This window comes from Micromonospora sp. HM5-17 (genome assembly GCF_003762835.1).
Taxonomy (GTDB): Bacteria; Actinomycetota; Actinomycetes; order Mycobacteriales; family Micromonosporaceae; genus Plantactinospora.
In genome coordinates, this window is record NZ_RJWA01000007.1 from 28,561 (window position 1) to 54,455 (window position 25,895).

At 73.3% G+C, this 25,895-nt stretch carries 25 protein-coding genes; 12 read left to right on the top strand and 13 right to left on the bottom strand.

Annotation, left to right across the window (positions count from 1 at the left end; all coding sequences use genetic code 11):
• Positions 1-15 precede the first annotated feature (15 nt).
• Positions 16-1,341 (bottom strand): cytochrome P450, encoded by a 1,326-nt coding sequence (locus EF879_RS19855; protein ID WP_123560864.1) that lies wholly within the window; start codon positions 1,339-1,341, stop codon positions 16-18.
• A gap of 570 nt (positions 1,342-1,911) precedes the next feature.
• Between EF879_RS19855 and EF879_RS19860 the strand changes: the two genes are divergently transcribed.
• From EF879_RS19860 to EF879_RS19890, 7 genes are all read left to right on the top strand, one after another.
• Positions 1,912-2,538 (top strand): LysE family transporter, encoded by a 627-nt coding sequence (locus tag EF879_RS19860; RefSeq protein ID WP_233604605.1) that lies wholly within the window; start codon positions 1,912-1,914, stop codon positions 2,536-2,538.
• A 201-nt stretch (positions 2,539-2,739) separates the two neighbouring features.
• Entirely contained in the window at positions 2,740-4,191 is a 1,452-nt protein-coding gene (locus EF879_RS19865) for a DNRLRE domain-containing protein (RefSeq protein ID WP_123560868.1), read from the top strand.
• 136 nt (positions 4,192-4,327) lie between these two features.
• Entirely contained in the window at positions 4,328-4,993 is a 666-nt protein-coding gene (locus EF879_RS19870; RefSeq protein ID WP_123561250.1) for an acVLRF1 family peptidyl-tRNA hydrolase, read from the top strand.
• Between the two features lie 355 nt (positions 4,994-5,348).
• On the top strand, positions 5,349-6,956 hold the full coding sequence (locus tag EF879_RS19875; RefSeq protein WP_123560870.1) for an ABC-F family ATP-binding cassette domain-containing protein: 1,608 nt from the start codon (positions 5,349-5,351) through the stop codon (positions 6,954-6,956).
• 622 nt (positions 6,957-7,578) lie between these two features.
• A complete protein-coding gene (locus EF879_RS19880; protein WP_007462679.1) occupies positions 7,579-7,806 on the top strand; it encodes a helix-turn-helix domain-containing protein in 228 nt (75 codons plus the stop codon).
• Positions 7,807-7,852: 46 nt separating this feature from the next.
• Positions 7,853-8,632, top strand: a complete 780-nt coding sequence (locus tag EF879_RS19885; RefSeq protein ID WP_123560872.1) for an enoyl-CoA hydratase/isomerase family protein — start codon at positions 7,853-7,855, stop codon at positions 8,630-8,632.
• A gap of 157 nt (positions 8,633-8,789) precedes the next feature.
• A complete protein-coding gene (locus EF879_RS19890) occupies positions 8,790-10,709 on the top strand; it encodes an ABC transporter ATP-binding protein (protein WP_233604635.1) in 1,920 nt (639 codons plus the stop codon).
• 106 nt (positions 10,710-10,815) lie between these two features.
• Here the strand turns inward: EF879_RS19890 and mug are convergent, their stop codons facing one another.
• The 6 genes from mug to EF879_RS19920 all read right to left on the bottom strand — a co-directional run bounded on the left by mug (position 10,816) and on the right by EF879_RS19920 (position 15,398).
• The gene (mug, locus tag EF879_RS19895) at positions 10,816-11,436 is read right to left on the bottom strand and encodes a G/U mismatch-specific DNA glycosylase (RefSeq protein ID WP_233604606.1); all 621 of its coding nucleotides are present in this window, start codon (positions 11,434-11,436) and stop codon (positions 10,816-10,818) included.
• 134 nt (positions 11,437-11,570) lie between these two features.
• Positions 11,571-12,329 (bottom strand): SDR family oxidoreductase, encoded by a 759-nt coding sequence (locus EF879_RS19900; protein ID WP_123560874.1) that lies wholly within the window; start codon positions 12,327-12,329, stop codon positions 11,571-11,573.
• Positions 12,330-12,372: 43 nt separating this feature from the next.
• Entirely contained in the window at positions 12,373-12,816 is a 444-nt protein-coding gene (locus tag EF879_RS19905) for a hypothetical protein (RefSeq protein WP_123560876.1), read from the bottom strand.
• 64 nt (positions 12,817-12,880) lie between these two features.
• A complete protein-coding gene (locus EF879_RS19910) occupies positions 12,881-13,711 on the bottom strand; it encodes a DUF692 domain-containing protein (RefSeq protein WP_123561256.1) in 831 nt (276 codons plus the stop codon).
• The gene (locus EF879_RS19915; protein WP_123560878.1) at positions 13,708-14,616 is read right to left on the bottom strand and encodes a TIGR04222 domain-containing membrane protein; all 909 of its coding nucleotides are present in this window, start codon (positions 14,614-14,616) and stop codon (positions 13,708-13,710) included. The genes EF879_RS19910 and EF879_RS19915 overlap by 4 nt, the downstream gene beginning before the upstream one ends.
• A 191-nt stretch (positions 14,617-14,807) precedes the next feature.
• Positions 14,808-15,398 carry a TetR/AcrR family transcriptional regulator gene (locus tag EF879_RS19920; protein ID WP_123560880.1) on the bottom strand — a complete coding sequence of 197 codons (591 nt, stop codon included), beginning with the start codon at positions 15,396-15,398 and terminating at the stop codon, positions 14,808-14,810.
• A gap of 84 nt (positions 15,399-15,482) precedes the next feature.
• Here EF879_RS19920 and EF879_RS19925 point away from each other — a divergent pair, with 84 nt between their 5' ends.
• Positions 15,483-16,340: a carbon-nitrogen hydrolase family protein gene (locus EF879_RS19925; RefSeq protein ID WP_233604607.1), complete on the top strand. Its 858-nt coding sequence runs from the start codon at positions 15,483-15,485 to the stop codon at positions 16,338-16,340.
• 82 nt (positions 16,341-16,422) lie between these two features.
• Positions 16,423-17,067, top strand: a complete 645-nt coding sequence (locus EF879_RS19930; protein ID WP_123560885.1) for an HAD family hydrolase — start codon at positions 16,423-16,425, stop codon at positions 17,065-17,067.
• Positions 17,068-17,104: 37 nt separating this feature from the next.
• Here the strand turns inward: EF879_RS19930 and EF879_RS19935 are convergent, their stop codons facing one another.
• Complete coding sequence (locus tag EF879_RS19935) at positions 17,105-17,350, bottom strand: DUF2630 family protein (RefSeq protein ID WP_123560886.1); 246 nt, start codon at positions 17,348-17,350, stop codon at positions 17,105-17,107.
• Positions 17,351-17,613: 263 nt separating this feature from the next.
• Between EF879_RS19935 and EF879_RS19940 the strand changes: the two genes are divergently transcribed.
• Positions 17,614-18,258: a hypothetical protein gene (locus tag EF879_RS19940; RefSeq protein ID WP_123560888.1), complete on the top strand. Its 645-nt coding sequence runs from the start codon at positions 17,614-17,616 to the stop codon at positions 18,256-18,258.
• Between the two features lie 9 nt (positions 18,259-18,267).
• Here EF879_RS19940 and EF879_RS19945 read toward each other — a convergent pair whose 3' ends face one another.
• The 4 genes from EF879_RS19945 to EF879_RS27740 form a co-directional block, all read right to left on the bottom strand.
• Positions 18,268-19,050 carry a TIGR03089 family protein gene (locus tag EF879_RS19945; RefSeq protein WP_123560890.1) on the bottom strand — a complete coding sequence of 261 codons (783 nt, stop codon included), beginning with the start codon at positions 19,048-19,050 and terminating at the stop codon, positions 18,268-18,270.
• Between the two features lie 222 nt (positions 19,051-19,272).
• Entirely contained in the window at positions 19,273-20,184 is a 912-nt protein-coding gene (locus tag EF879_RS19950) for an NADP-dependent oxidoreductase (protein ID WP_123560892.1), read from the bottom strand.
• Positions 20,185-20,301: 117 nt separating this feature from the next.
• The gene (locus EF879_RS19955; protein ID WP_123561258.1) at positions 20,302-23,103 is read right to left on the bottom strand and encodes an aconitate hydratase; all 2,802 of its coding nucleotides are present in this window, start codon (positions 23,101-23,103) and stop codon (positions 20,302-20,304) included.
• 374 nt (positions 23,104-23,477) lie between these two features.
• Positions 23,478-23,645 (bottom strand): hypothetical protein, encoded by a 168-nt coding sequence (locus EF879_RS27740; protein WP_199736531.1) that lies wholly within the window; start codon positions 23,643-23,645, stop codon positions 23,478-23,480.
• 52 nt (positions 23,646-23,697) lie between these two features.
• Here EF879_RS27740 and EF879_RS19960 point away from each other — a divergent pair, with 52 nt between their 5' ends.
• Both EF879_RS19960 and EF879_RS19965 read left to right on the top strand, forming a co-directional pair.
• On the top strand, positions 23,698-24,375 hold the full coding sequence (locus EF879_RS19960) for a hypothetical protein (RefSeq protein WP_123560894.1): 678 nt from the start codon (positions 23,698-23,700) through the stop codon (positions 24,373-24,375).
• Entirely contained in the window at positions 24,372-25,055 is a 684-nt protein-coding gene (locus tag EF879_RS19965; RefSeq protein ID WP_123560896.1) for a cellulose binding domain-containing protein, read from the top strand. Before EF879_RS19960 ends, EF879_RS19965 begins: the two co-directional genes overlap by 4 nt.
• A 30-nt stretch (positions 25,056-25,085) precedes the next feature.
• Here the strand turns inward: EF879_RS19965 and EF879_RS19970 are convergent, their stop codons facing one another.
• Entirely contained in the window at positions 25,086-25,754 is a 669-nt protein-coding gene (locus tag EF879_RS19970) for a GntR family transcriptional regulator (protein WP_123560898.1), read from the bottom strand.
• Positions 25,755-25,895 lie beyond the last annotated feature (141 nt).

Here is a 25,895-nt window from a genome sequence, read left to right on the forward strand (position 1 = left end):
CGCCGCGGGTCCGGCTCAGCCGGCGACCGGGGTGATCCGGGCCCGCAGCCCGTCCGGCACCAGCAGCGCGTACGGGGTCAGCGGTGCCGCGTCAAGGTTGACGACCTCGACCGTGTAGTCGCGGACCAGTGCGGAGACCGCCAGGACGAGCTGGAGCATGCCCAGGTGGTTGCCGAGGCAGATGCGCGGCCCGGCGCCGAAGGGCAGGTAGGCGTACCGGGCGTGCGGCAACTCCTTCGTCAGCCAGCGGTCCGGCCAGATCCGCTCCGGATCGGTCCACCACCGCCGGTCCCGGTGAATCAGGTAGACCGGCACCATCACCTGGTCACCCGGGCGCAGGTGCCAGTCGCCGAGCACGGTGTCGGTACGGACCTCCCGGCCGAGTAGCCAGGTCGGCGGGTACGCCCGGAGCAGTTCCTTGACGAACGCCTCCGTGTAGGGCAGGTCCGCGACGCTTCGGGCGGTGTCCAGCCCGGCCGCCTCGGCGCGGAGCCGTTCGGCGATCTCGGGGTGCCGGGCGAGTACGGCGATCGCCCAGGTGAGGGTGGCGCCCGGTACGCCGTGCGAGGCCCGCAGCAGCACGGTGAGCGCATCCACCACCACCGTGTCGCTGATCTCCGTCCCGGTCGGGTCCAGCAGGGTGTCGAGCAGGTCCTCCGGCGGGTCGGCCGCGCCGCGCCGTCGCCGTGCGCGGGTGTGGTGTAGCAGTATCTCCCGCAGGTCGCGCTCGGTGCGGAGCGCCCGGCGGACCCGGGGCACCGGCAGCCAACGCGGCAGCGACACCGTGCTGTTCATCAGGACCGCCGTCGCGGCGGCGGCGCGTTCCACGGCCCGGGCCGCGTCCTCGGCCGCCGGCCCGAGGCAGTAGTCGGTGACCGCCCGCACCGAGAACGCCTTCATCAGGGCCAGCACGTCGACCGGCGTGCCGGCGACCGGACGGAGCGCCTCGTGGAAGCGGCTCAGCAGCCGCTCGGCGTGGGCGCTCACCGCCGTACGGTTGATGCCCCGCCAGCCCTTGCGGCGGCCCGCCATCGCCACCGGTGTCACCGCGGCGCCGGCCTCCGGCGGTACGCCCCGGAAGATCGGCACCTCGGCTCCGAAGTCGGTGTTGGTGCGGGCGAACAGTTCGTGGACGAGCTCGGGGTCGAGCAGGACCATGGTGGTGCGGTTGAAGCTGAAGACGTCGCCGTAGCGCCGCTGGCAGTCGCGGAGGAACCCGATCCGGTCCCGCTCGTAGTCCCAGGTGTTGCCGAGCAGGAAGCGTCCGGGTGGGCCGGGCGGTCGGCGGTGTTCGCGGGACGCGTCGACGTGGTGTGGCACGGTGGCCTGCTTGTCTGACACCCGACCCCCTCACGCTCGGTTGACGCCGGTTGGTTCGGCGGGCGTACGGCTGGGCTGGCCGGCTGGTGCGCCGGTGCCGGCGGTGACGGTCGGGTGGCCCGTCCCGGTCACCGCCGGCGTACGGAGCTCGGGTCAGTGGCGCCACGGGTACCGGCCGGCCATGCGGTCGAGCCGGAGGAGCCGGGCGATGCCGATCTTGACGAGGGTCATTGCCACCACCTCCTGGTCAATCGAACGTGATCCACAGTGTCGTCTGAACAGCCCACATGACCTCAAGGGCTGCTCTGGACATTCGCGTCGATCGCTACTTCGGACGTTCCGGGAATGCTTACTGGTCGCCGGAATCACCGGCCGGTGGGTGAGATGGTTCTGCCGGGCGTCATCGTCCGTCGCGGCGTCGGGAGCAGGGGCGGAACGGGCGCGGGTAATTCGATGGCCCGGCCGGTGCGTCTGCGCCAGACTGTCGCTCGTGAATGCCTCGGAGCCGTGGACCCGCCCCGCCGCCGTCGCCACCCCGGCGCGGCGACAGCGCCGGTTTACCACGTCGGGTCCGGCCGCTGTGCCATTCCGGTGACCGAGGCGCTGGTCGCCGGCCTGCTCGCCGGTTACGGCGTGGCCGTGCCGGTCGGTGCCATCGCGATTCTCGTCCTCGGGCTGACCGCCCGAACCTCGATCCGGGTCGGTGCCGCCGCCGCGCTCGGGGTCGCCACCGCCGACGGGCTCTACGCGGCCGTCGCGGTCCTCGGTGGTGCCGCGCTCTCCGGCCTGATCGAGTCGGTCGCCGGACCGCTGCGCGTGATCGCCGTGGCCGTCCTGCTGCTCATCGCCGTCACCGGCGCGGTCGGCGCCATCCGGCACCGGCACGATCCCGGTCGCGCCGCCCGCACCGATCGCGGTCTCGACACCCCGGCCCGCGCCTACGCCGGCCTGCTGGCGCTGACCCTGCTCAACCCGATGACGATCCTCTACTTCGCCGCGCTGGTGCTTGGCCGGCGCACGGGCGCCGCGTGGCCGGCGACCGCGGAGGTGCTCTTCGTCCTCGCCGTCTTCGCCGCCTCGGCGAGCTGGCAGTTGCTGGTCGCGACCGGTGGTTCGCTGCTCGGTCGGATGCTGAGCGGGCCGCGGGGCAGACTCGTCACCGCGCTCGCGTCCAGCGCGCTGATCACGGCGCTCGCCGTCGGCATGCTGTTGAGCTGAGTCGGCGGTGCCGCGCCGGCACGGCGTACGCCGTGGTCCCGGGTGGGTTCGGGTGGCCGGCCACCGTGGCGACGGGAGGCACGGGGGCGGGGTGCCGCGCCCCACCGACCCGACCGTCATCGCCCGTGCCGCCGTCGCCGCTGTGCGGAAAATGTGCGGCGGCCGGGCCAAGCTGTCGTCGTCCCGCCGCCGTGGGGTGGCATGCCGTCGACCGCGCAGGAGCGCTCGTTGCCCTCACCCGCCCTGCCCACCCGCCCGTGGTGGCCGGGCCTGGCCACCCTCACCGCGCTGGGCCTGGTCCTGTCCTCCGCCACCCCGGCACACGCCGATGCCACCGCGGCACCCGCACCGCCCGGCTCCGCCGCTGTCTCCGCCGAGGTGACGGTCCCGGTCGAGGCCGACACCTACGTCGTGCGCGAGGCACCGCAGACGGCGTACGGCTCGGCGACGAAGCTCGCCGCCTCGAACTGGTCCACCCCGTGGCACTCGGAGATCTACCTCCGCTTTCCGACGCCGACGCCCCCGCCGGGCCAGCGGATCGCGGCGGCGCGGCTGGAGCTGACGTTCCAGAAGCTGACCCAGCAGCCGGCGGCGTTGGAACTGCGCGCGGTGGCCGGGTCGGGCTGGTCCGAGGCGATGACGTACGCGACCCGGCCCGGAACCGGCGCCGTGCTGGCCACCGCCGCGGTTCCCGCGCAGGGCACCCCCGCGGTCGCCTTCGATGTCACGTCGGCGCTCCCGGCCGGCGGCTCCGTGTCGTTCGCGGTGACCAACCCGACCGCGCAGTCCGCCGGCGTCTTCCACTCCCGCGAGTACGGCGTTGACGCGCCGCGGCTCGTGGTGTCGTACGCCCCAACCGGCGGCACCCGCTGCGGTGCCTCCTTCGCCCGGGAGAACGGCGAGACCTGGGCCGCCGCGCTCGCCCGCGAGGACAGCCTGTTCAACGGGCTGGACGCGGTGCGGTTCTTCCACGGCGGCCTGCCGCCGGCCTGGCCCGGCCCGCTCGACGTCGGGAACCGGCCGCTGGTGGTCTCCTTCAAGGGCAACGCCCGCGATTACGCGGCCGGCACGCACGACGCGCAGCTGCGGCAGTGGTTCGCCTCCGCACCGCGCGACCGGGACATCTACTGGGTCTACTACCACGAGCCGGAGGACAACATCCGCGACGGCGAGTTCACCGCCGCGGAGTACCGCGCGGCCTGGCGGCGGCTCGCGGGGCTGGCCGACGAGGCCGGGAACCCGCGGCTGCACGCCACGATGGTGCTGATGCAGTGGACCCTGGTCCCGGCCTCCGGCCGCAACTGGCGGGACTACTACCCGGGCGACGGTGTGCTCGACGTCCTCGCCTGGGATGTCTACAACTACGACAGCACCGCGGCCAAGGGGGAGTACCTGACCCCGGCGAGCCTGCTCGATCCGGTGGTTGCGGCCAACACGTCGGTCGGGCTGCCGTTCGGCGTGGCCGAGCTCGGCAGCCACATCGCCGCCGGCGACGACGGGACCCGCCGGGCCGCCTGGATCCGGGCGATGAACGACTACCTGGTGACCCACGGCTCACTGTGGAACCTCTGGTTCGACCACGCCTGGTCGACCGGTGACTACCGGCTCCGCGACCCCGCCGGGCTGGCCGCCTGGCGCGAGTTCTGCTCCTGAGACCTGCCCGTCGACGCCGTCCCCCCGGGCGTCGCCGCGCCCCTGACCGCCGCTGCTCGCCCCCTGTGCGCGGCGGTCAGGGGCGATCGGGCGGGCCTGTGACGGGGCTGAGCCGGCGGTGCCGTACCGTCACGGCGTGCGTAGTCGTCCCGCCGCCGGCGGCGGCCGGTGGGTGGAGGTGCCGCCGGCCCGCCTGGCCCGGTGGCTCGACACCTTCGCGACCCGGCACGGGGCGCCGGAGGTGCGCCCCGGAGCGGACGGGCTGCGGCTGACGGCGCCGGATGGTGCCGTCGCCCTCCTGTACCCGCCGCCGGGGGCGCCGGCCGCTCGCGACCTGCCCGGCTTCCTGGCCGCGGCCGAGCAGCCGCGCCGGCTCGGCCTGCTGCTGGCCCGCCGCGGCGCCGTCGCGGTCGGGATCGCCGACGGTGAGCGGCTCGTCGCCTCCAAGGTGGAGACGCGGTACGTGCAGAGCCGAACCGCCGCTGGCGGCTGGTCCCAGCAGCGGTTCGCCCGCCGCCGGGAGAACCAGGCGAAGGCCGCCGCGGGTGACGCGGCGGATCTGGTCGTCCGGCTGCTGCTGCCCGAGGCCGGTACGCTCGCCGCGCTGGTGACCGGTGGTGACCGGCGCACCCTGGAGGCGATCCTGGCCGATCGGCGGCTGGCACCGCTGGCGACGTTGCGGGCCGAGCGGGTGCTCGACGTCCCCGAGCCCCGGTACGCGGTCCTGGTCGACGCCGTCGCCGCCGCCCGGGCGGTCCCGGTCCTGGTCCGCGACCCGGCGCCACCCGGCCCCGAGTCCTGAGCCCGGCGCCGCCCCGCGTACCGGGCTGCTCCCCGAGCGGGCCGAGAGCGGAGTCGGCCCCGCCTCGCCACCGGCGCGCAGCAGCAGGTCCGGGCCGCCGCCGGGCCGACCTCGTCCTGGACGACGTGACGGTGTCGCGCCGGCGTGCGCTCCCCGTACACCCACCCGGGTGCGACCGGGAACGCTCAGCGATCTTGACCCGTATTCCGCGGGCGAGGGCATCACCCGACCCGGTACACTCGGCTTCGTGCTGCTCTGCGAAGGCTGACACGCCCCGAGCCGACGGAGCCTCCGGCCCGCCGGCTTGTTCGTGTGCCCTGAGTCAGCCTTCAATCCCGAGAGCGAGTTCGTCGAAATGATCACTGCCACCGGTCTGGAGCTTCGTGCCGGCGCCCGGATCCTGCTCTCCGACACCACGCTGCGGGTCCAGCCCGGCGACCGGATCGGCCTGGTCGGCCGCAACGGGGCCGGCAAGACCACCACCCTGAAGGTACTGGCCGGCGAGGCTCAGCCGTACGCCGGGCAGATCGACCGGCGTGGCCCGGTCGGCTACCTGCCGCAGGATCCCCGGACCGGCGACCTCGAGGTCACGGCCCGGGACCGGGTCCTCTCCGCCCGCGGCCTCGACGTGCTGATGGCGCAGATGAAGGAGCTCGAGCAGCGGCTCGCCGACGGCGCGACGGACGAGAAGCTGGTCCGCCGGTACGGCGCTCTCGAAGACCAGTTCGCCTCGCTCGGCGGGTACGCCGCCGAGGCCGAGGCGGCCCGGATCTGCGCCAACCTCGGCCTGCCGGACCGGGTCCTCGGGCAGCCCATCGGGACCCTCTCCGGCGGGCAGCGCCGCCGGGTCGAACTGGCCCGGATCCTGTTTCGGGACGCGGCGGCGAACGGCGGCGGAATCCTGCTGCTGGACGAGCCGACCAACCACCTCGACGCCGACTCGATCACCTGGCTGCGTGGCTTCCTCGCCGGGCACAAGGGCGGTCTGGTCGTGATCAGCCACGACGCCGGCCTGCTGGAGGCGGTGGTCAACAAGGTCTGGTTCCTGGACGCCACCCGATCGGTGGTGGACGTCTACAACGTCGGCTGGAAGACGTATCTGGAACAGCGGGAGACCGACGAGCGGCGCCGCCGCCGGGAGCGGGCCAATGCCGAGAGGAAGGCGGGGGCGCTGCTGGCCCAGGCGGACAAGATGCGGGCGAAGGCGACCAAGGCCGTCGCCGCGCAGAACATGGTCCGGCGGGCCGAGCGGCTCCTCGCCGGGCTGGAGGAGGAACGCGTCGCCGACAAGGTGGCCAAGGTCCGGTTCCCGAACCCGGCGCCGTGTGGCAAGACCCCACTGACCGCCACCGGGCTGTCGAAGTCGTACGGCTCGCTGGAGATCTTCACCGACGTCAACGTGGCGGTCGACCGCGGCTCCCGGGTGGCGATCCTCGGGCTGAACGGCGCCGGCAAGACGACGCTGCTGCGGATCCTCGCCGGCCTGCTCGAACCGGACACCGGGGAGGTCCGGCCGGGGCACGGACTGCGGCTGGGCTACTACGCCCAGGAGCACGAGACGCTGGACGTGGAGCGGAGCGTCCTCGACCACATGCGCAGCGCCGCTCCCGAGCAGTCCGACACCGACCTGCGCAAGATCCTCGGCGCGTTCCTCTTCTTCGGCGACGACGTGGACAAGCCGGCCGGGGTGCTCTCCGGCGGGGAGAAGACCCGGCTGGCGCTCGCCATGCTGGTCTGCTCCGGGGCGAACGTGCTGCTGCTGGACGAGCCGACCAACAACCTCGACCCGATGAGCCGGGAGCAGGTGCTCGACGCCATCGCTCGCTACCCCGGGGCGATCGTGCTGGTCACGCACGATCCGGGGGCGGTGACGGCGCTCAAGCCGGACCGGGCGATCCTGCTGCCCGACGGTGACGAGGACGCCTGGAGCGACGACCTGCTCGAACTCGTCGAGCTGGCCTGACCCCACCGCCATCGGGCCACCCCCGTCACGGCCGACCGGCCGGGCGGCCATGACGCTGGCGGCGACCGGCACGCCGATTCCGAGGCACCGACCGACGACGATCTGCCAGCCATGTGGACGCCCGACGCCGCGCGAGGAGACGAAGAGCACCGTCAGTACGTCAATGTCGTCGACGGGGGTGGCCGCGACGGTTGCCGGGGCGGCCGGCACGGTGGCGAGTTGATCCGCCACAGGCGTCGGCGTACGCGGTGCCACCATTCCGTGGTATCCACAGGTCTGAATCCGAGTGGCGGTGGGAAGGTGGCCGGCTAGGGCAAAAAGTTGCCAGTCGGCGGACGGAACTCGACAGTTGGTTACGCCGGCGCTCCGAACGGCGGAAGGATTCATGGCCGAGCGCGAGCCGAAAGGCGACTGACGGGCGGAAACACCGGACCGGTGGACGGCACGAACCCGGCCCGGACCGCGTCGTGGACCCGGCCGCGGGCGCAATCACTCAATCGGGAAACTGACACTGCTGTGCGTGTCGGTTGGCGAAGAGTTGATATCTAGCGCATGATCGTTCGAGGCGGTCTAATAGGTGGGACCGTATCGAACCGCACAGTCTGGGACGTGAGGAATCAACATGGCAGCCACTGGCACAGCCACCAGCACTGAGAAGGGTCGCCGGATCGTCGGGGCCGAGCGCCAGACGCTCGCCAAGGACCTGGTCAAGCGGTATACCTCCGGCGAAAGCATCCGCGCCCTGGCGGCCTCGACCGGCCGTTCCTACGGGTTCATCCACCGGGTGCTCACCGAGTCCGGTGTACAGCTCCGTCAGCGCGGCGGCGCGCGCCGTCGGAAGAAGGCGTGACCCGCGCAGCAGCCTGGTCCGGACCCATCCGGCGGTGGATTCATTCGTGACCGCTGGCGTACGACTGAATTGCGACGGGCCGGTCGCGACACTGACGTTGTGCCGGCCCGACGTACTCAACGCGCAGACGCCCGAGATGTGGCGGGCGATGCGAGAGTTCTCCCGTCAGCTGCCGGGAGACGTGCGGGTTGTCGTGGTGCGAGGCGAGGGCCGGGCCTTTTCCGCGGGGCTCGACCTCTCGGCGGTCACCGGCCCGGGCCGGGCGGGCGGAACCCAGCCCCCCGGCCTGCTGGCCGAGTTGGCCGCGCTCACCCCGGAGGAGTGCGCCGCACGCCTCGCGGAGTTCCAGGAAGGATTCACCTGGCTGCACCGGCCCGACCTGATCTCGATCGCGGCGGTGCAGGGTCACGCCGTCGGCGCCGGTTTCCAACTCGCGCTCGCCTGTGATCTGCGGGTGTTGGCCGACGACACGACGTTTTCCATGTCCGAGGTGACGCTCGGCCTGGTCCCCGACCTCGCTGGGACGCACCGGCTGGTGGAGCTCGTCGGGTACGCCCGCGCGCTGGAACTCTGCGTCACCGGCCGGCGGATCGACGCGGCCGAGGCAGAGCGGCTCGGCCTGGCAACCCTGGTCGTGCCCCGTACCGACCTCGACGCGGCCGTCCGGGACCTGACCGCGGCGATCCTCGCCAGCGACCGAAACGCGGTGGTGGAGATCAAGGCGCTGCTGGCCGGGGCGGCCGGACGTACCCCGGCCGCGCAGCAGCGGGCCGAGCGGGAGGCGCAGACCCGACGCATCCGTGATCTTGTCGGACTGGGTGAATAGGGTGGAGGCGGACGCCAGACGGCGTCCGTGCGACTCCGGTCTCGGCGGGCGGGGGCGGCTTCCGCCACGCGGGCGAACGTACGTTCGGGGAAGATCCCGACCGCCACTCCCGTTGTCGTAGTCGTCGGAGAGTGGGAGGTCGTGCGTGGTCAACCCGATGGGATCCGCCGGCAGCATGGGCGGGTGGAGCATGCTGCGCGCGTTGCGCCACCGCGACGAGGTCACCGCGCACCGGGTCAGCCGGCGCAGCGTGCGACGGGTCGTCGAGTTCGCCCGCCCGTACCGGCGGGACATCGTGGTGTTCCTGGTCACCGTCGTGCTGGGCGCGGTCATCGGCGTCGCCACGCCGGTGCTGGCCGGCGACGTCGTCAACGCCATCTCCCGGGGCGGCCCGGACGCGGGCCGGCTGGTCGTCCTGCTGGCCCTGGCGATCGCCGCCCTGGCCGTGCTGGACGCCCTGCTCTCACTCGCCCAGCGCTGGTACTCGGCCCGGATCGGCGAGGGGATCATCCTCGACCTCCGCACCCGGGTCTACGACCACGTCCAGCGGATGCCGCTGCAGTTCTTCAGCCGAACCCAGACCGGTGCCCTGGTGAGCCGGCTCAACAACGACGTGATCGGCGCGCAGCGCGCCTTCACCAGCACCCTCTCCGGAGTGGTCAGCAACATCATCCAGCTGATCCTGACCGCCGCGGTGATGTTCACGCTCTCCTGGCAGATCACCGTCCTGTCGCTGGTCCTGCTGCCGATCTTCGTCATCCCGGCCCGTCGGGTCGGGCGCCGGCTGGCGGAGATCACCCGGGAGTCGTACGACCTCGACGCGAAGATGAACGCCACCATGACGGAGCGGTTCGGGGTCGCCGGGGCGCTGCTGGTGAAGCTGTTCGGGCGGCCCGACGCCGAGGCGCGACGCTTCGCCGAACGGGCCGAGCGGGTGCGGGACATCGGCATCCAGTCGGCGATGTACTCGCGGACGTTCTTCGTCGCGATGCTGCTGGTCGCCTCGCTGGCCCAGGCCCTCACCTACGGGCTCGGCGGCTGGCTCGCGGTACGCGGCGCCGTCAGTGCCGGCACGGTCGTCACGCTGGCCCTGCTGCTCACCCGTCTCTACGGCCCGCTGACCGCGCTCTCCAACGTCCGGGTCGACGTGATGAGCGCGCTGGTCTCGTTCGACCGGGTCTTCGAGGTGCTCGACCTCACCCCGGCCATCGCTGAGAAGCCCGGTGCGGTGCCGGTGCCGCGCGGCGCCGGGCGGCTCGAGTTCCGGGACGTCTGGTTCCGGTACCCGACCGCCGCCGAGGTGTCGCTCGCCTCCCTGGAGGACGTCGCGGCCCTGGACCGGACGGTCTCGGAGCCGGTACTGCGGGGTGTCTCGTTCACGGTGGAACCGGGGCAGATGGTGGCCCTGGTCGGCCCCTCCGGGGCCGGCAAGTCCACGATCTCGATGCTGGTCTCCCGGATCTACGACGTGACGGCCGGTGAGGTCCGGGTCGGTGGGGTCGACGTCCGGGACGCCACGCTCGACTCGCTGCGCGACGCCATCGGGGTCGTCACCCAGGACTCGCACCTGTTCCACGAGACCATCGCGGAGAACCTCCGGTACGCCAAGCCGGACGCCACCGACGACGAGCTCTGGGCGGCGCTGCGCGGAGCCCAGATCGAGGAGCTGGTCCGCGGGCTGCCCGACGGGCTGGAGACGGTCGTCGGCGAGCGCGGGTACCGCTTCTCCGGTGGCGAGAAGCAGCGGATCGCCATCGCCCGGCTGCTGCTCAAGGCCCCGCCGATCGTCATCCTCGACGAGGCGACGGCGCACCTGGACTCCGAGTCCGAGGCGGCGGTGCAACGCGCCCTGGCGGTGGCGCTGCGGGGACGTACCGCGCTGGTCATCGCGCACCGGCTCTCCACCATCCGGGAGGCCGACCAGATCCTGGTGCTCGACGGCGGACGGATCGTCGAGCGGGGCCGGCACGACGAGCTGGTGGCGGTCGGCGGGCTCTACGCCGAGCTGTACCGGACCCAGTTCGCGGTCGCCGACTCGCCAACCCCCTACGCCGAGGCGATCGGCGCCGAACGGTGAGCACCCTGCCCCGCCCCGACGACGCTCCGGCGTGAGCCGGCGGCGGATCCGGTCCGACCTGCCCCGACGCCCGCCGCGGGCCGCGCACCACCCGGTTCCCCGCGCGCTACGACCCGGACTGGGTGGGCAGCGACGGGTCGGGTGACCCGGCCCGCTCGGCCGCCACGGCCGCCCGTAGCGCCGCGAACTCGGCGGCCAGCCCGGCGACCGTGACGTGGGCGTTGAGCCCGCTCGGGTTCGGCAGCACCCACAGCCCGGCCCCACCCAGCGACTCCGTCTGCCGGCCGAGCCTGGCGGTACGCCGCTCGAAGGCGATCCGGTACGCGGTGACGCCCAGCACCGCCACCCACCGCGGCCGGTACCGTTCCACCTTGCGGACCAGCTCCCGCCCGCCCCGCACAAGTTCGTCCCGGGTCAGCTCGTCGGCCCGGGCGCTGGCCCGGGGTGCCAGGTTGGTGACGCCCAGGCCGTACCGGAGCAGCTCCGCCTGCTCCGAGGGGTGGAGCTGGCGCGGGGTGAAGCCACTTCGGTGCAGCGCCGGCCAGAACCGGTTGCCGGGGCGGGCGAAGTGCCAGCCGGTCGCCGCCGAGTAGAGCCCGGGGTTGATGCCGCAGAACAGCACGTCCAGGCCGGGCCCGATCAGATCGGGCAGCAACCGGTCGACCGCCGCCGCCACCTGGGCCGGCGTCGGCCGGAACCCGGCCGGGCGCGGTGCCGACCCGCTCACGTCTGCCGGCTGCGCCGGACCGCCCAGACCACCAGGAGGACCACCCCGGTCACCACCGCCAGGCAGCAGACACCACCCGCGACGATGGTCGCCAGTGCGGCGAAGTTCATCGACATGCGTACACCTCTCCGGGGTCAGAACATGCGCAGCGCACCGCCGTCGACCGGGATGGCGATCCCGGTCAGGTATCCGGCGGCGGGGGAGAGGACGAACGCCGCCACCCGGCCGAACTCGGCCGGCTCGCCGATCCGGCGCAGCGGGATCGCCGCCTCGGCGGCGGCCCGGGCCCGCTCCGGGTCGCCGGTGGCGGCGAAGAGCTCCCGGTTGCGGTCGGTGAGAATCCGCCCCGGGAGCAGGCTCACCACCCGGACGCCGCGGGGGCCGTACTCGTCGGCCAGCTCCTTCGCCACTCCCGCCAGGCCCGGCCGTAGGCCGTTGGAGACACCGAGTCCGGGGATCGGGGTTCGGACCGAGGTCGAGAGGACCAACCCGATCGCCCCGCCCTCGGTGAGCCCGGCGGCGACGGTTCGGACGACCCGGACCGTACCGAGGAACACCGTCTCGAAGGAGTCGCGCCACTGCGCGTCGGTGGCCTGGGCGGCACTGCCCGGTGGCGGTCCGCCGACCGAGACGAGCGCCCCGTCGAGCCGGCCGAACCGCTCCCGCGCGGTCTCGACCAGCCGGGTTGCCGTCTCCGGATCGGCGAGGTCGGCGGCGATCCCGACCGCCCGGTCGGCACCGAGTCGAGCCGCGGCCGCGGCCGCCCGATCGCCGTCCCGGCTCGAGAGCACCACCCGGGCGCCCTCGGCGACGAGGCACTCGGCGGTGGCGAGGCCCAGGCCTCGCGACGCGCCCGTCAGGACGTATACCCGGTCCGCGAGTCCGAGGTCCATGAACGCGATCCTATGCCCCGCCGCCGCGGAACGGATCATCGCCCTACCGGCGGTGCAGCGGCAGCGTCCAGACCCGACCGGCGACCTGGAGCACCCACGTGCGGCCGGCGTGCCGCAGCGCCGGCCACCTCCGGCGCCGGGGCGCGGTCGTGCCGTCGTACCGCCAGCCGGCCTCGCGGACGGCCAGTTCCTCGGCCGCCGCCGTCGGCAGGTCGCCCGCGGCGGCGAGCTGCCGGGCCAGGTCCCAGCCGTCCCGCAGCCCGCCCCGGGTGGGTCGGACGGCAGCCCAGTCGGCGAAGACCGGGAGCCAGCGGTCCTGGAGAGTGGCGGCGAGCATCGGCCAGTGCCGGGCCACCTCCCCGGCACGCTTGCGGAGCAGCGCCGAGCGGGCCACCCCGACCAGCCGGTCATCGAAACCGGGCGGCAGTGGTGCCCCGGCCACCAGCGTCGCCACCAGCGCCGCCTGCCGGTCGGCCAGCGACCCCATCCGGCTCTCCTCCCTGCTCGTCGTGGACGGACCGCCCCGGGCCGCGCCCGGTCACGGTGCCGGGTCAGGTGATCGTCGGGTAGCCGGACGCCTCGGCGATCGCGTCGAGTTCGCCGCGCAGCGCCGCCGCCGGGGGGTAGTCCCCGTCCCGCTCCAGCAGCAGCGCGGGTGGACGGTGCCGGGCGCAGAGCTCGGTGACCAGGTCGAGGACCGCGTCCGGTACGGGATCGGTGTGGGTGTCGTGGTAGATCCCGTCGTGCGCGCGACCGCCGGCGACGTGCACGTAGCCGATCCGCTCCAGCGGCAGCCGGTCGAGCAGCGCCACCGGATCGGTGCCGCGGTTGCGGGCGTTGGCGTACACGTTGGCGACGTCGAGCAGCAGCAGGGCCCCGGTGCGGTCGAGGATCTCGGTGATGAACCCCGCCTCGTCCAGTTCGTCGTCCGGCCAGTCGAAGATCGCCGCGATCGGCTCCAGCGCCAGCGGAACGGCCAGCTCGGCCTGGACACGGCGGACGTTGGCCACCATCGCGTCGACCGCCTCGCGGGTCCGCGGCAACGGCAGCAGGTGCCCGGCCTCCAGACCGCCGGCCCGGACGAAGGCGATGTGCTCACTGGCCAGTGGCGCCCCCAGCAGCTCGGCGACCTCGGCGAAGTGCCGGACCCGGGCCGGATCGACCGGCTCCGCGCCGCCGAGGGAGAGCCGTACCCCGTGGGGTACCACCGCCACCCCCCGCGCGCGCAGCGCGGCCAGCGCCGGTGGCAGGGGACCGCCGCCGGGAAGGGACTCCGCGATCACCTCCGTGAAGCGCAGGCCGGGCAGGTCGGCGACGAAGCCGGCGATCTCCGGCCGCCAGCCGATGCCGACCCCGTACGTGGGTCCGGGGTTCCCGGTCATCCGCCGCACCCCCCGCCGCCGCCACAACCTCCGCCGCCGCCGCAGCCGCCGCCACCACCGCCATCGATGAATCCACCACCGGAGCAGCCGTGGGTGTTCCAGGCAGGGGCGGCGGCCCGCTGTAGCCCCATCCCCGCGGCGAACGCGGGATCGAGCGCGAAGAGCGCCGTCGTGCCGAACAGCGCGACCCCCAGTGCCGCGCCGCCGATCCCGTACGTGGCGTAGGCCGGCGAGTGGTCCGGAGCGAGGTGCTGGTGCCGGCGCCGCAGGTCGCGCAGCACCGCCCGGGCTGCCCGGGTCCGCCGGGGCACCCGGGCGAGCAGCACGATGCTGACCAGCAGCAGCCCCACGAGGGAGAGCATCAGGAACCCGACGGGCTTGTGGTTGGCGATGCCGGCGACGACCCGGACCACGCCGACGGCGAACAGGCCCAGCATCAGCAGCGGGCCGATGCGCGCGGCGGAGCGGGCGGACGCGGGCGGGGCGAGACCCGCCTGCTCCAGCCCGGTGCGCAGCTCGGCGAGGGCGGATCGCACCATCGGGTCGCGGGCCAGCTTCCACATTTGGAGACGTCGTCCGGCCGCCTCGTGGACGGCCCACTCGAGCCGGCCGGTCCCGGCCGGCAGGGGCCCGGTTCGGACGAGGCGGCGGCCCCGCTCCGTGGCGACCGCTCCGGCGGCCCGGAGCACCCCGAGCGCGGTGTAGACCGCCAGCTGGTCGCCACCGTTCAGCCAGGCGACCTGGAGCGGGTGCAGGTGGCCGGGGTCGGCCGGACGCCGTCCGGCGAACCGGACCGACCGGTAGATCAGGGTGCCGGCCAGGAGCAGCGCGGCGGCCGACAGGAAGAGCATCAGGAAGGTCGGTCCGGGAATTCCCCAGGTGTCGGATTGCCCGAGTACGTCCATCGCGGAGGCTCCAGTCGTGCTGCGGCTTGGCGCCCATTGTGGATCAGGCGTGCCAGGTGTCCCAACGGGGCGGGCAGCACACCGCCGCGAGAAGCCGTGCCCGGGGACGGCGAGCCGGGTCATGCCGCGGTGCCGCCGGGGGACGCCGACCGCCGAGCCGGGTCGTGCCGCGGTGCCGTGGGCGGACCGGATCAGTCGGCCTGCTTCGGCGCCGGTCGGCGTACCGCCTCCTCGATCAGGTCGAGCACCGGGCCGAGGTCGCCGGCGGGGCGGGCCATCGCCAGGTGGAGGACCAGGCCGTCGTACGCCAGCTCCAGAAAGCGCGCGAGCGTCTCGATCGGTACGTCGTCGCGCAGCACGCCGGCCTCCCGCTGCCGGGCCAGCCGCTCCCGAGTCGCCTCGGCGAGACTCGCCGAGCGCTCGGCCCAGCGCCGGGCGAACGCCGGATCGGTGCGCAACCGGCGGGAGACCTCCAGTTGGCTGCCGAGCCAGCCGGCGGTCTCCGGCGAGGCGGCGTCCTCGAGCAGGTCGCGCATCACCTGCACCAGGCCGTTGCGGGCGACGGTCTCGACCATCGCCGCCGCGTCGTCCTCGGCGACGGCGAGGAAGAGCGAGTCCTTGTCGCGGAAGTGGTGGAAGATGGCACCCCGGGAGAGACCGGTCGCCTCCTCCAGCCGGCGCACCGTCGCGCCCTCGTAGCCGTGCCGCGCGAAGCAGGCCCGCGCCGCGGAGAGGATCTCCTGACGGCGGGCGTCGAGCTGGTCCTGACTTACCCTGGGCACCAGTAGATCGTGCCAGGTACGGGCACGCTATGCAATCCGTACGTACGTCTTGGGTTACGGCCCGGGCGGACTATGATCGCGGCCGTGCCGTACCCCGCTCCCGCCGCGCCACTGGGTGTCGCCGCCGTGCAGGCCGAGCCGGTGCCGGGTGACGTCGCCGGCAACGCCCGGACGGCGGGTCGGCTGGTCGGGCGGGCCGCCGAGGCCGGTGCCCGGGTCGCCGTCCTGCCGGAGCTGTTCCTCCCGGCGTACCATCCGCCGACCCTCGCCGCCGACCCCGCCGGCACCGACGTCGTCGCCGACCATGCGGGCCTGGTCGCGGATCCCCGGCTCGACCCCCTGCGCGCGGCTGCCCGGGACCACCGGGTCGTCGTGGTCATCGGCGCGGCGGTACGGCATCCGGACGGGCGCCGTACCTGCTCGGCGCTGGTGGTGGACCGGACGGGTCGGGTGGCCGCCGGCTACGCCAAGCAGCAGCTCTGGGGGCCGGAGGAGAACGCGCTCTTCACCTCCGGCGACCGGGGAGCGACGCTGGTGGTCGACGGCTGGCGGCTCGGCCTCGGGGTCTGCTACGACGGGTGCTTCCCGGAACACGGTCGGGCGGCGGCGGTCGACGGGGCACACGGATACCTCTGCCCGAGCGGCTACCTGGTCGGCTCCGAGCATCGTCGCGACCTCTACTACCGGGCCCGCGCCCTGGACAACACCATGTACGTCGCCTTCGCCAACTCGGTCGGCGGCGTCGCGCCGTGGCGGTTCAACGGCGGGGCGGCGCTCTACGACCCGGAGGGACGGCCGCTGGACCAGGCCGCCGACCGGGGCGAGGCGGTCGTTGTCGGCCTGTTCGATCCGGCCGAGCTGCGCCGGGTCCGCGACGCGCACCGGATGCTCGCCGACCGTCGGCCTGACCAGGGAGTTTCCCGCCTCGAGCTGGTCGCCTGATCAGGTCCTGTCTATTCGGGCAAGCAGGTTGTTTACCGATTGGGACTGTTGCCCGACGGGTGGCTTCCCGTAATGTGCGCGCGTGCCGCTGTTGCTCCTCGATGTGGACAACACCCTGCTAGACCGGGCAGGCCCGTTCCGACGCTGGGCGGAGACTTTCCTGGCCGAGATCGGGGCACCGGCGAGCGACATCGACTGGCTGCTCTCGGTGGACGCGGACGGCCTGACCAACCGCTGGGACGTCGCCGACGCGATCCGGGAGCGCTATGGGCTTCGGATCCCCGCAATCGACCTGGTCGAGGCCTTGCACGACGGGGTGGTGGAGAACACCCGGCTCGACCCGCTGGTCGCCTGCGCGCTGCGGATCGTGGACGAGGCCGGCTGGGTTCCGGTGGCGATCAGCAACGGGGCGGTCCGGCAGCAGGAACGCAAGATTCGACGTACCGGCCTGGACCGCTATCTCGCGGACTGGGTGATCTCGGAGGAGGCCGGGGTCAGCAAGCCGAATCCCCGGATCTTCGCCCTCGCCGCCGAGCGGGTTCGGATGCGACTGCGGGGCGCCTGGATGGTCGGGGACAGCCCCGAGGCGGACATCGGTGGTGCCGCCGCGATGGGGCTGCCCAGCGTCTGGCTGCACCGCGGCCGGCGTTGGACGGAGCGCCGGTACGCCCCCACCCGGACCGCCGACGGGCTGATCCCGGCCGTCGCCGCCGTCCTCGCCGGCTGAGCGCCTCGGCGTTCCGGCCGCACCGTGCCGTCCGGCGCTACTGGAGGTACTTCTCGACCTCGGTGACGCTGCGCACCCCGGCGCTGTCCGGATCTCCGCCGGACTGCCGGGCGGCGCGGCGGCGGCGCAGCAGGTCCCAGCACTGGTCGAGCGACTCCTCCAACTCCCGGAGCCGGGCCCGGTCCTCGTCGGTGAACCCCTCGCCCTGCTGCGCGTTCGTGCGCAGCCGGTGCTCCTCGTCGACCAGTTCGCTGATCCGGCGCAGAATCGTCCTGTCGTCCATGCCCAAGATCCTGGCACAGCGTCGGGCCCGTCGCGTCGCATCGGCCCAGCCGGACGCCCGGTTTCCGCACCGCGGGCCGGCCTCGCGAACGCTCGTCGCCTATCGGACCGTTGCCATGTGGGCTTTTCCCGCCAATCGGGTTCTTCGTTTGGTATGAACTACCAGTCCTGGTGCCGGAAAGCCCAACAGATCGGGCATCTTCGATACCAGGGGAGAAACCCGACCCACAGGGACCGAACCTTCAGACGAAAAGAGCCACCATCATGGACGAAGCGACGCTGCCGCCAGCGCTGCGGGAGGCCGTCACGGTCACCACCGCCGGAGCCACCGGGGTGGCCCGCCTGGTGATCGAGGGTCTGCTCGAACTGGTCCACGACCCGAGGGCGGCCGGCGAGGCGACGGAGTTCCTGATCGCCCGGTTGCCGGGGTACGCGCCGATGTGGCACATCGCCAACGCCGTGCGCTCGCCCGAGCCGGCCGAGGCGCTGCGGCGGATCCGGGCGGAGCTCGACCACGCGGTGGAGAACACCGTCAAGGTGGCCGCCGATTGGGTCGCCGAACGGGGCGGGCCGGTCACCTTCGCCCCCAGCAGCTCGATCGTCGCCCAGGTCCTGGCCCAGCTCCCCCCGGAGGCCCAGACCGGCGAGCCGGTCCTGGCCCTGGCCGGCGCCGACGCGATCGGGCCGAACACCGTCCTCAACATCCGGGGCACCCGGGAGCTGGCCGAGCGGCTGCCCACACTGGTGGTCACCACCGCGCTGAAGCTGGTTCCGGAGTCGGTCTTCGCCCGGCTGGGTGCTCCGGTCTTCGAGCACATCCCGCTGGAGGCGTTCGCCGCCGTGGTGCTCGACGGCGAGGTCCTGACCCCGGCCGAGGTGGGGAGGAGGGCGGCGGCACTGACCGAGTGACGCGGGCGGTCAGAGCACCCGGGTCACCCGCTCCGCCTGGACGCGGGCCTCGACCCGAGTCGGGTCGAGATTGGCGCAGAGCACCACCGAGGCCCCGGCGGCGAGCGGGGCCAGCAGCCACTTCACCGGGTGCTCGTGCTCGGCCGCGTCGACCAGGACCCGGTCGCCCGGACGGAGGTCGAGGATCTCGGCCAGCTCCCGGGCGAGCAGGCCCCACCGCGCGTAGCTGGTGCCGTCGACGCTGGCCGGGTCCGTGGCAGACAGTGGCACGACCGGCCGCAGGTCGCCGTACCGGGACACCTCGGCGACGTAGTCGCGGTAGCCCTCGGGAACGTCCGCCAGCGGCGCGGCCCCCGGGGCGAAACCGAGCACGAAGCGGTGCCGGGCCTCGGGTACGTCGACCAGCCAGTTGTCGACCCGGTCCCGGGCAACGTAGACGGCGTCGAACGGTCCCTCCGTGCCCGGCCCGATCCGGGGCAGCCCGGCGGTGGCGAAGCTCTCGAAGTTCACCGACACCCCGACCGACCAGGTGCCGAGGAGGACGGCGGCGGTCTGCCAGTGCGGCGGCAGCAGCACCGCCGCCCGGCTGCCCGGCCCCAGGCCGCACCCCTGGACGAGCAGGTTGGCGGTCCGGGCGGCCCACTGGCCGAGAGCCGTGGCGGAGAGGCTGATCCGCTCACCGGTCGCGTCGTCGTAGTAGGTGAGCAGCGGCAGGTCGGGATCGGTCGCCAGGGCGGAGGCGAGCGGGGCGGGAACGGTGACGTCGAGCCGGGCGGGGGATGCCGTCGTCATACGCCGACCATACCCGCCGGCCCTTTCCGCCGGTCGGACTCTGGCGGCTCCCGCCGGAGTCTGACCGGTCGGCCGTCCGCCCGGGGCGCCGCGGCGGGGGGCGAGCGTGTCCGCACGGGCTCTCCGGCGCCGATCGTCGAGGTGGGCGCCGCCCGCGCGGGGGCGACCGGAGTGCTGCCCCGGGGTTCCGCCCCCCGCGTCGCCGATCACCGAGACCCGCCGCTAGGGCAGGAGGACGATCTTGCCTTGGCCGTGCCGGGTTTCCAGCTCGCGGTGGGCTTCGGCGGCCTGCGCCAGGGGAAGGGCCCGACGGATGTGGATCCTCAGCTCGCCCGCGGCGTAGCGGTTGGCGAGTCCGGCCAGGCGGGCGGCGGAGCGGGCCCCCGAGGTGACCCGGATCCCGAGTTCCTCGGCGCGGTCGTGCTCGACGAGGGTGAGGATCCGCTTCCGGTCCGCCACCAGTTCCAGCGAGGCCGCGAGCGCGTCGCCGCCCGCGCCGTCGAGCGCGGCGTCCACTCCCTGGGGCGCGAGCCGGCGTACCCGGTCGACCAGTCCGGGGCCGTAGGCCACCGGCGTCGCACCGAGCGCACGGAGGTAGTCGTGGTTCTCCGGGCGGGCGGTGCCGAGCACGGTCGCACCGCGGGCCCGAGCGAGCTGCACGGCGACGGTACCGACCCCGCCGGCGGCGGCGTGGATCAGCAGGGTGTCGCCCGGTCCGATCGCGAGGTCCCCGAGCGCGATGTCGGCGGTCTGCGCCCCGGCGCTGAACGCCCCGGCGACCTCCCACGGCATGGCAGCGGGCTTCGGGACGACCTGGTCGGCCGGGACGACCAGGTATTCGGCGTAGGCACCGAGCCGGCCGAACCCGAGGACCTCGGCGCCGACGGCGATCGAGGTGACCCCCGGCCCGACCTGGTCCACGGTGCCGGCGAACTCGTTGCCGGGCACCGTGGGCCGCTGGTCGGGCGCGACGCCTGGTGGCGTCCAGCCGCGCCGGACGATGGCGTCGTACGGCTGCACGCCCGCCGCCCGGACCCGAATCCGGACCTCACCCGGTCCCGCCTCCGGCGTGGGCAGCTCCAGCAACCGGAGCACCTCCGGCCCACCGGGCTCGGTGAAACCCGCCGCTCGCATGTCATCTCCCTCCGTGGTGGACGGAGACGAGTCTGCGTCCTCAACCGCGGTTGAGGTCAACACGCGTCGGGCCGGCCGCGACGGCGCGGCCGGCCCGACGTCGGGACGAACGGGGACTCAGCTGGCCAGCATCTTGCGCAGCACGTACTGGAGGATGCCGCCGTGCCGGTAGTAGTCCGCCTCGCCGGGAGTGTCGATCCGGACGATCGCGTCGAACTCGACCCCGGTGTCGGTGCTGACCCGGACGGTGCGCGGGATCTGACCGTCGTTGAGCGCGGTCACCCCGGTGATCGAGAACGTCTCGGTGCCGGTCAGCCCCAGCGAGTCCGCGTCGGTGTCGGCCGGGAACTGCAGCGGCAGCACGCCCATCCCGATCAGGTTCGACCGGTGGATCCGCTCGTACGACTGGGCGATGACCGCCCGGACGCCGAGCAGCATGGTGCCCTTGGCCGCCCAGTCCCGGGACGAGCCGGAGCCGTACTCGGTGCCGGCCAGGATCACCAGCGGCACGCCGGCGGCCTGGTAGGCGACCGCGGCGTCGTAGATGGTGGTCTGCTCACCGGTGAGGTGGTTGATCGTGAAGCCGCCCTCGACCCCCGGCACGAGCTGGTTGCGGAGCCGGATGTTGGCGAAGGTGCCCCGGATCATCACCTCGTGGTTGCCCCGACGGGAGCCGTACGAGTTGAACTCGTGCCGTGGCACCCCGTGCTCGGCCAGATAACGGCCGGCGGGGGAGTCGGGCTTGATCGAGCCGGCCGGGGAGATGTGGTCGGTGGTGACCGAGTGGCCGAGCTTGGCCAGGACCCGGGCGCCGATGATGTCCTGGACCGGCGCCGGCTCCCGCTCCATCCCCTCGAAGTACGGCGGCTTGCGCACGTACGTCGACTCGGGATCCCAGGCGAAGGTGTCGCCGGTCGGGGTCGGCAGCGACTGCCAGCGCTCGTCGCCGGCGAAGACGTCGGCGTAGGCCTGGCCGAAGCCGGCGGCACCGATCGCCGAGGTGATGACCTCCTGGATCTCGGCGCTGCTCGGCCAGATGTCCCGCAGGTAGACCGGCTGGCCCTGCGAGTCCTCGCCGAGCGGCTCGTTGGCCAGGTCGATGTCCATCGTGCCGGCCAGCGCGTACGCCACCACCAGCGGCGGCGACGCCAGATAGTTCATCTTGACGTCCGGGTTGATCCGGCCCTCGAAGTTGCGGTTGCCGCTCAGCACCGAGACCACCGACAGGTCGTGCTCGTTGATGGCGGCGGAGATCGCCTCGGGGAGCGGCCCGGAGTTGCCGATGCAGGTGGTGCAGCCGTACCCGACGAGGTGGAAGCCGAGCTTCTCCAGGTACGGCGTCAGACCGGCCCGCTCGTAGTAGTCCATGACGACCTTCGAGCCGGGCGCCAGGGTGGTCTTGACCCACGGCTTGCGGGACAGGCCCCGCTCGACGGCGTTGCGGGCCAGCAGGGCGGCGCCGATCATCACCTGCGGGTTGGAGGTGTTGGTGCAGGAGGTGATCGCCGCGATCACCACCGCGCCGTGATCGAGTTCGCACTCGACGCCGTCGTCGAGGGTGACCCGGACCGGGTTGCTGGCCCGGCCCTTCGCCCCGGTCGCCGCCGAGATCAGCTCGCGCGGCGCGTCCGCCGGGTCGTTGACGTCGTTGGCCGGCGGGTCGCTGGCCGGGAAGGACTCCTCGCTCGCCTCGTCGGCCGGGCCGTGCGCGGTGCCCCCGTCGCCGACGTAGTCGACCAGCGCGGACCGGAACAGCGTCTTGGCGTTGCCCAGCGGCACCCGGTCCTGTGGGCGCTTCGGGCCGGCCAGCGACGGCTCGATGGTGCTCAGGTCAAGTTCCAGCCGCTCGCTGTAGTCGGGCTCGGCGGCCGGGTCGTGCCAGAGGCCCTGCTCCTTGGCGTACGCCTCGACCAGCGCGACCTGCTGCTCGCTGCGACCGGTGAGGCGCAGGTACCGGACCGTCTCCTCATCGATCGGGAAGATCGCGACGGTGGAGCCGTACTCCGGGGACATGTTGCCGATGGTGGCCCGGTTGGCCAGCGGTACGGCGCTGACCCCGGGACCGTAGAACTCGACGAACTTGCCGACCACCCCGTGCTTGCGCAGCATCTCGGTGATGGTGAGCACCAGGTCGGTGGCGGTGGTGCCGGGCGGCATCTCGCCGCTGAGCTTGAAGCCGACGACCCGGGGGATGAGCATGCTGACCGGCTGGCCGAGCATGGCCGCCTCGGCCTCGATGCCGCCGACGCCCCAGCCGAGCACACCGAGCCCGTTGACCATGGTGGTGTGCGAGTCGGTGCCGACCACGGTGTCCGGGTACGCCTGCCCGTTGCGCTCCATGACCGTCCGCGCCAGGTACTCGATGTTGACCTGGTGCACGATGCCGGTGCCGGGCGGTACGACCTTGAACTCGTTGAACGCGGTCTGGCCCCAGCGCAGGAACTGGTATCGCTCCCGGTTGCGCGCGTACTCCAGCTCGACGTTGCGGGCGAAGGCGTCCTCGCGGCCGAACAGGTCGGCGATGACGGAGTGGTCGATCACCAGCTCGGCCGGGGCGAGCGGGTTGACCTTGGTGGGGTCGCCGCCGAGGTCGCGGACCGCCTCTCGCATGGTGGCGAGGTCGACCACGCAGGGTACGCCGGTGAAGTCCTGCATCAGCACCCGGGCCGGGGTGAACTGGATCTCCACGCTCGGGTCCGCCGTCGGGTCCCAGCCGCCGAGCTGCCGGATGTGGTCGGCCGTGATGTTCGCGCCGTCCTCGGTCCGGAGCAGGTTCTCCAGCAGGATCTTGAGGCTGTACGGCAGACGTTCGTGCCCGGCCACCGTGCTGATCCTGAAAATCTCGTAGCTCGCGTCTGCGACGCGTAGCTGGCTCTTCGCACCGAAGGTGTCGAGGCTCGCCACGTCGTACTCCTTCACGCTGTCGTCGTACCGGCGCACACCGATCCAGCCCGGGCGCCCGTCCGGCCGGCCCTGCGACAGACGGGCGAGGCGGACGTCCGGAGCAAGTCTGTCGTACCCACTCCGGGGTGTCCCGGCTCAGGTAACCCTTACCAGGGTTCCAATAAACCGTACGTCCGTCTTGCTAATGGCGCAAGTCCGCCGCCCGGGTGGCGCGGGGACCCCGGGTGGGTGGGGCCGCCCGGCCCGGAACGCCGGAACCGTGGGACGCGGGGGCGGGCAAGGCGACCGCGTGTCGCGCCAGCGACGGCACGGGTACGCCCGACCGTGGCGTCCCCGGTGGGACGTCGGCCTGTCGATGGCGCGCCGGCGCGCCATCCGGGCCGGGGGGACTAGTCCGAGGTGGAGGACGCGGTGATCTCCGCGTACCGCTGTCGCAGTCGGTCGCGGACCTGCTCCGGCGTGTACGCCCGACGGCGCCGTTCGGCGCGGGCCACCACGACCCCGGTGGCGGCGACCCCGACGAAGGCCGCGACGCCGATTACCTTCCACCAGCGCATCCACCTAGGGTAGTCGCCGAGCCGACACGAGCGTGCAGACCGAGGTGGGACAGTGGGCGAGGAGAGCGGCGACCGCGGCGCGCACCGGAGCGTACTCAGTCTCGACGAGGCGGTCGACCTGACGCGGACCGGCGACATCTGGATCTTCCGCGGCCACAGCGTGCCGGATCGGGCGATCCAGCTCACCACGAACAGCCCGGTCAACCATGTCGGAATGTCCGTGGTCATCGAGGATCTGCCGCCGCTAATGTGGCACGCCGAACTCGGCCGGTCCCTGCCCGACCTGTGGTCGGGCACCCACCATCGCGGCGTGCAACTGCACGACCTCCGGGACGCGGTGCGGGTCTGGGGTGTCCGGTACGGCCAGCGGGCCTGGCTACGCCAACTCGAGCCACCGGCCGATCAGGAGATGGAGAACGGGGTGCTGCGGACCATCGCCCGCCTGGACGGCACGCCCTTCCCGTCCACCGCCCAGTTGGCCTGGCGGTGGCTGCGCGGGCGTACCCCGAACCTGCGTCGCCGCCGCGTCCGCGACGCGGGTGACGTCCGACTCGAGACGGCGTACTGCGCCGAGGTGGTCGCGATCACCTACCAGGCCATGGGACTGCTGCCGGCCGAGCGGTGGCCGAGCTGGTACGACCCCGGACGCTTCTGGAGCGGCGACGCACTGGAACTGGCGGGCGGGGCGCGGCTCGGCGACGAGATCGCGGTGCAGGTTCCGGCCCGGTGAGCGACCGTCCCCCGTCCCGTCGGCGGCTCGTCGCCGTGGCACCCTGGATCGTCGTCATGGCAGGCGTCCTGGTGATGATCGTGCTGTTCGTCACCGCCACCGGTTACCTCACCCGCGACCGTCGTCCGGCCAGCGCTCCCGACCCGGTCTGGCCGTTCGGCCCGGGTACCACGGACTCGCCCTCGGCCCGGCCCGACGCGTCGGCAGCCCCGAGCGTGGCCGCCACGCCGTCGCGCCGCCCGCCGGCCAGCTCTCGGCCGACCAGCTCCACCACCACACCGTCCCGCGCCACGCCGTCCCGTTCCGTCACACCGACGAGTCGGCCGCCCGCCTCCCGGTCGGCCCCGTCCAGCGACGGGCTGACCGGTCGGTACCGCGTGACGAACGACTGGAATGGCGGGTTCATCGCCGAGGTGCTGCTCCGCAACGACGGTACGGCGGCTCGGCAGTGGACGGTGGAGCTGCGGTTCCCGCCGGACGTGAAACGGCTGGTGTGGTACTGGACGGACGGCGCCTCCAGGCCGGTGGCGCGCCGCGCCGGCGAGAGCTACCTCTTCACCGGGGTCGACCCACTGCCGGCCGGTGCGACGCTGCGCCTCGGCATGCAGTTCGACGCCGACGACCGGGAGAATCGCCCCACCGCCTGTACGGTCAACGGCGTGGCCTGCGCCCTCGGCTGACTCGTCCGCGCCGGTGCCGCGAGCGGCGGGTCAGCGGAAGGCGGCCGCGTGACGGTCGCGGGCCCGGAGCAGGTGCTCGCGCATCGCGGCCTCGGCGGCGTCGGGCTCGCCGGCCGCGATCGCCGCCGCCACCCGCCGGTGCTCTCCGACGGTCGTGTCGGCGTGCGCGTACGGGAAGTATCGGCGGTGCAGGTGCAGGTGGACGTGGAGCCGGTTCAGCCCGTCCCGGAGCAGCGCGTTGCCGGACGCCTGGGCGACCAGGTCGTGGAAGCGGGCGTCGAGCGCGGTGAACGCCGCGTGCCAGCGCTGGGGGCCGTCCGTCTCGGGCGGCACCGGCGTGGCGGCCTCGGCGGTGATGGCGGCACGTTGCGCGGCGCTGGCCCGTTCGGCCGCGAACCGACTTCCCGCGCACTCCAGCAGCAGCCGCAGCTCGAACATCTGGAAGAACTCGTCGCGGGTCAACAGCGGACTGACCGTGTAGCCCGCGAGGGGGCGTTTGCGGACCAGTCCGTCGGACTCCAACCGGGCCAGCGCCTCACGGACCGGGGTGGGTGAGACGTCCAGCTCGCGGGCGAGGGCGTCGATGTTGACCCGTTCGCCGGGGGCGAGGGTGTGCTCCAGGACCAGACTCTTCAGCGTCTCGTAGATGTCGTCGCCGAGTGTGGAACGTCGGAGCGGGATCCGGTCACGACTGGCCACCCACCCTCCTCTCGGGCGCGTCGCGGCGTTGGGCTCCGTCTTGACGGACGGGTTTCCGGCGGGTACACATCGACCAAGATCATATATGATCGACGATCTGTCGGGCGGTGTCCCGGTGCTCCCGCACGGGACTCGGCCAGG

Excerpts from the sequence above, each read along its gene's own strand:
- EF879_RS19900 (WP_123560874.1), bottom strand. The coding sequence starts at position 12,329 with ATGGACCTCGGACTCGCGGACCGGGTATACGTCCTGACGGGCGCGTCG.
- EF879_RS19915 (WP_123560878.1), bottom strand. The coding sequence starts at position 14,616 with ATGGACGTACTCGGGCAATCCGACACCTGGGGAATTCCCGGACCGACC.
- EF879_RS19945 (WP_123560890.1), bottom strand. The coding sequence starts at position 19,050 with ATGACGACGGCATCCCCCGCCCGGCTCGACGTCACCGTTCCCGCCCCG.
- EF879_RS19910 (WP_123561256.1), bottom strand. The coding sequence starts at position 13,711 with ATGACCGGGAACCCCGGACCCACGTACGGGGTCGGCATCGGCTGGCGG.
- EF879_RS19950 (WP_123560892.1), bottom strand. The coding sequence starts at position 20,184 with ATGCGAGCGGCGGGTTTCACCGAGCCCGGTGGGCCGGAGGTGCTCCGG.
- EF879_RS19875 (WP_123560870.1), top strand. The coding sequence starts at position 5,349 with ATGATCACTGCCACCGGTCTGGAGCTTCGTGCCGGCGCCCGGATCCTG.
- EF879_RS19890 (WP_233604635.1), top strand. The coding sequence starts at position 8,790 with ATGGGATCCGCCGGCAGCATGGGCGGGTGGAGCATGCTGCGCGCGTTG.
- EF879_RS27740 (WP_199736531.1), bottom strand. The coding sequence starts at position 23,645 with ATGCGCTGGTGGAAGGTAATCGGCGTCGCGGCCTTCGTCGGGGTCGCC.
- EF879_RS19865 (WP_123560868.1), top strand. The coding sequence starts at position 2,740 with ATGCCGTCGACCGCGCAGGAGCGCTCGTTGCCCTCACCCGCCCTGCCC.
- EF879_RS19935 (WP_123560886.1), bottom strand. The coding sequence starts at position 17,350 with ATGGACGACAGGACGATTCTGCGCCGGATCAGCGAACTGGTCGACGAG.
- EF879_RS19940 (WP_123560888.1), top strand. The coding sequence starts at position 17,614 with ATGGACGAAGCGACGCTGCCGCCAGCGCTGCGGGAGGCCGTCACGGTC.
- EF879_RS19905 (WP_123560876.1), bottom strand. The coding sequence starts at position 12,816 with ATGGGGTCGCTGGCCGACCGGCAGGCGGCGCTGGTGGCGACGCTGGTG.
- EF879_RS19880 (WP_007462679.1), top strand. The coding sequence starts at position 7,579 with ATGGCAGCCACTGGCACAGCCACCAGCACTGAGAAGGGTCGCCGGATC.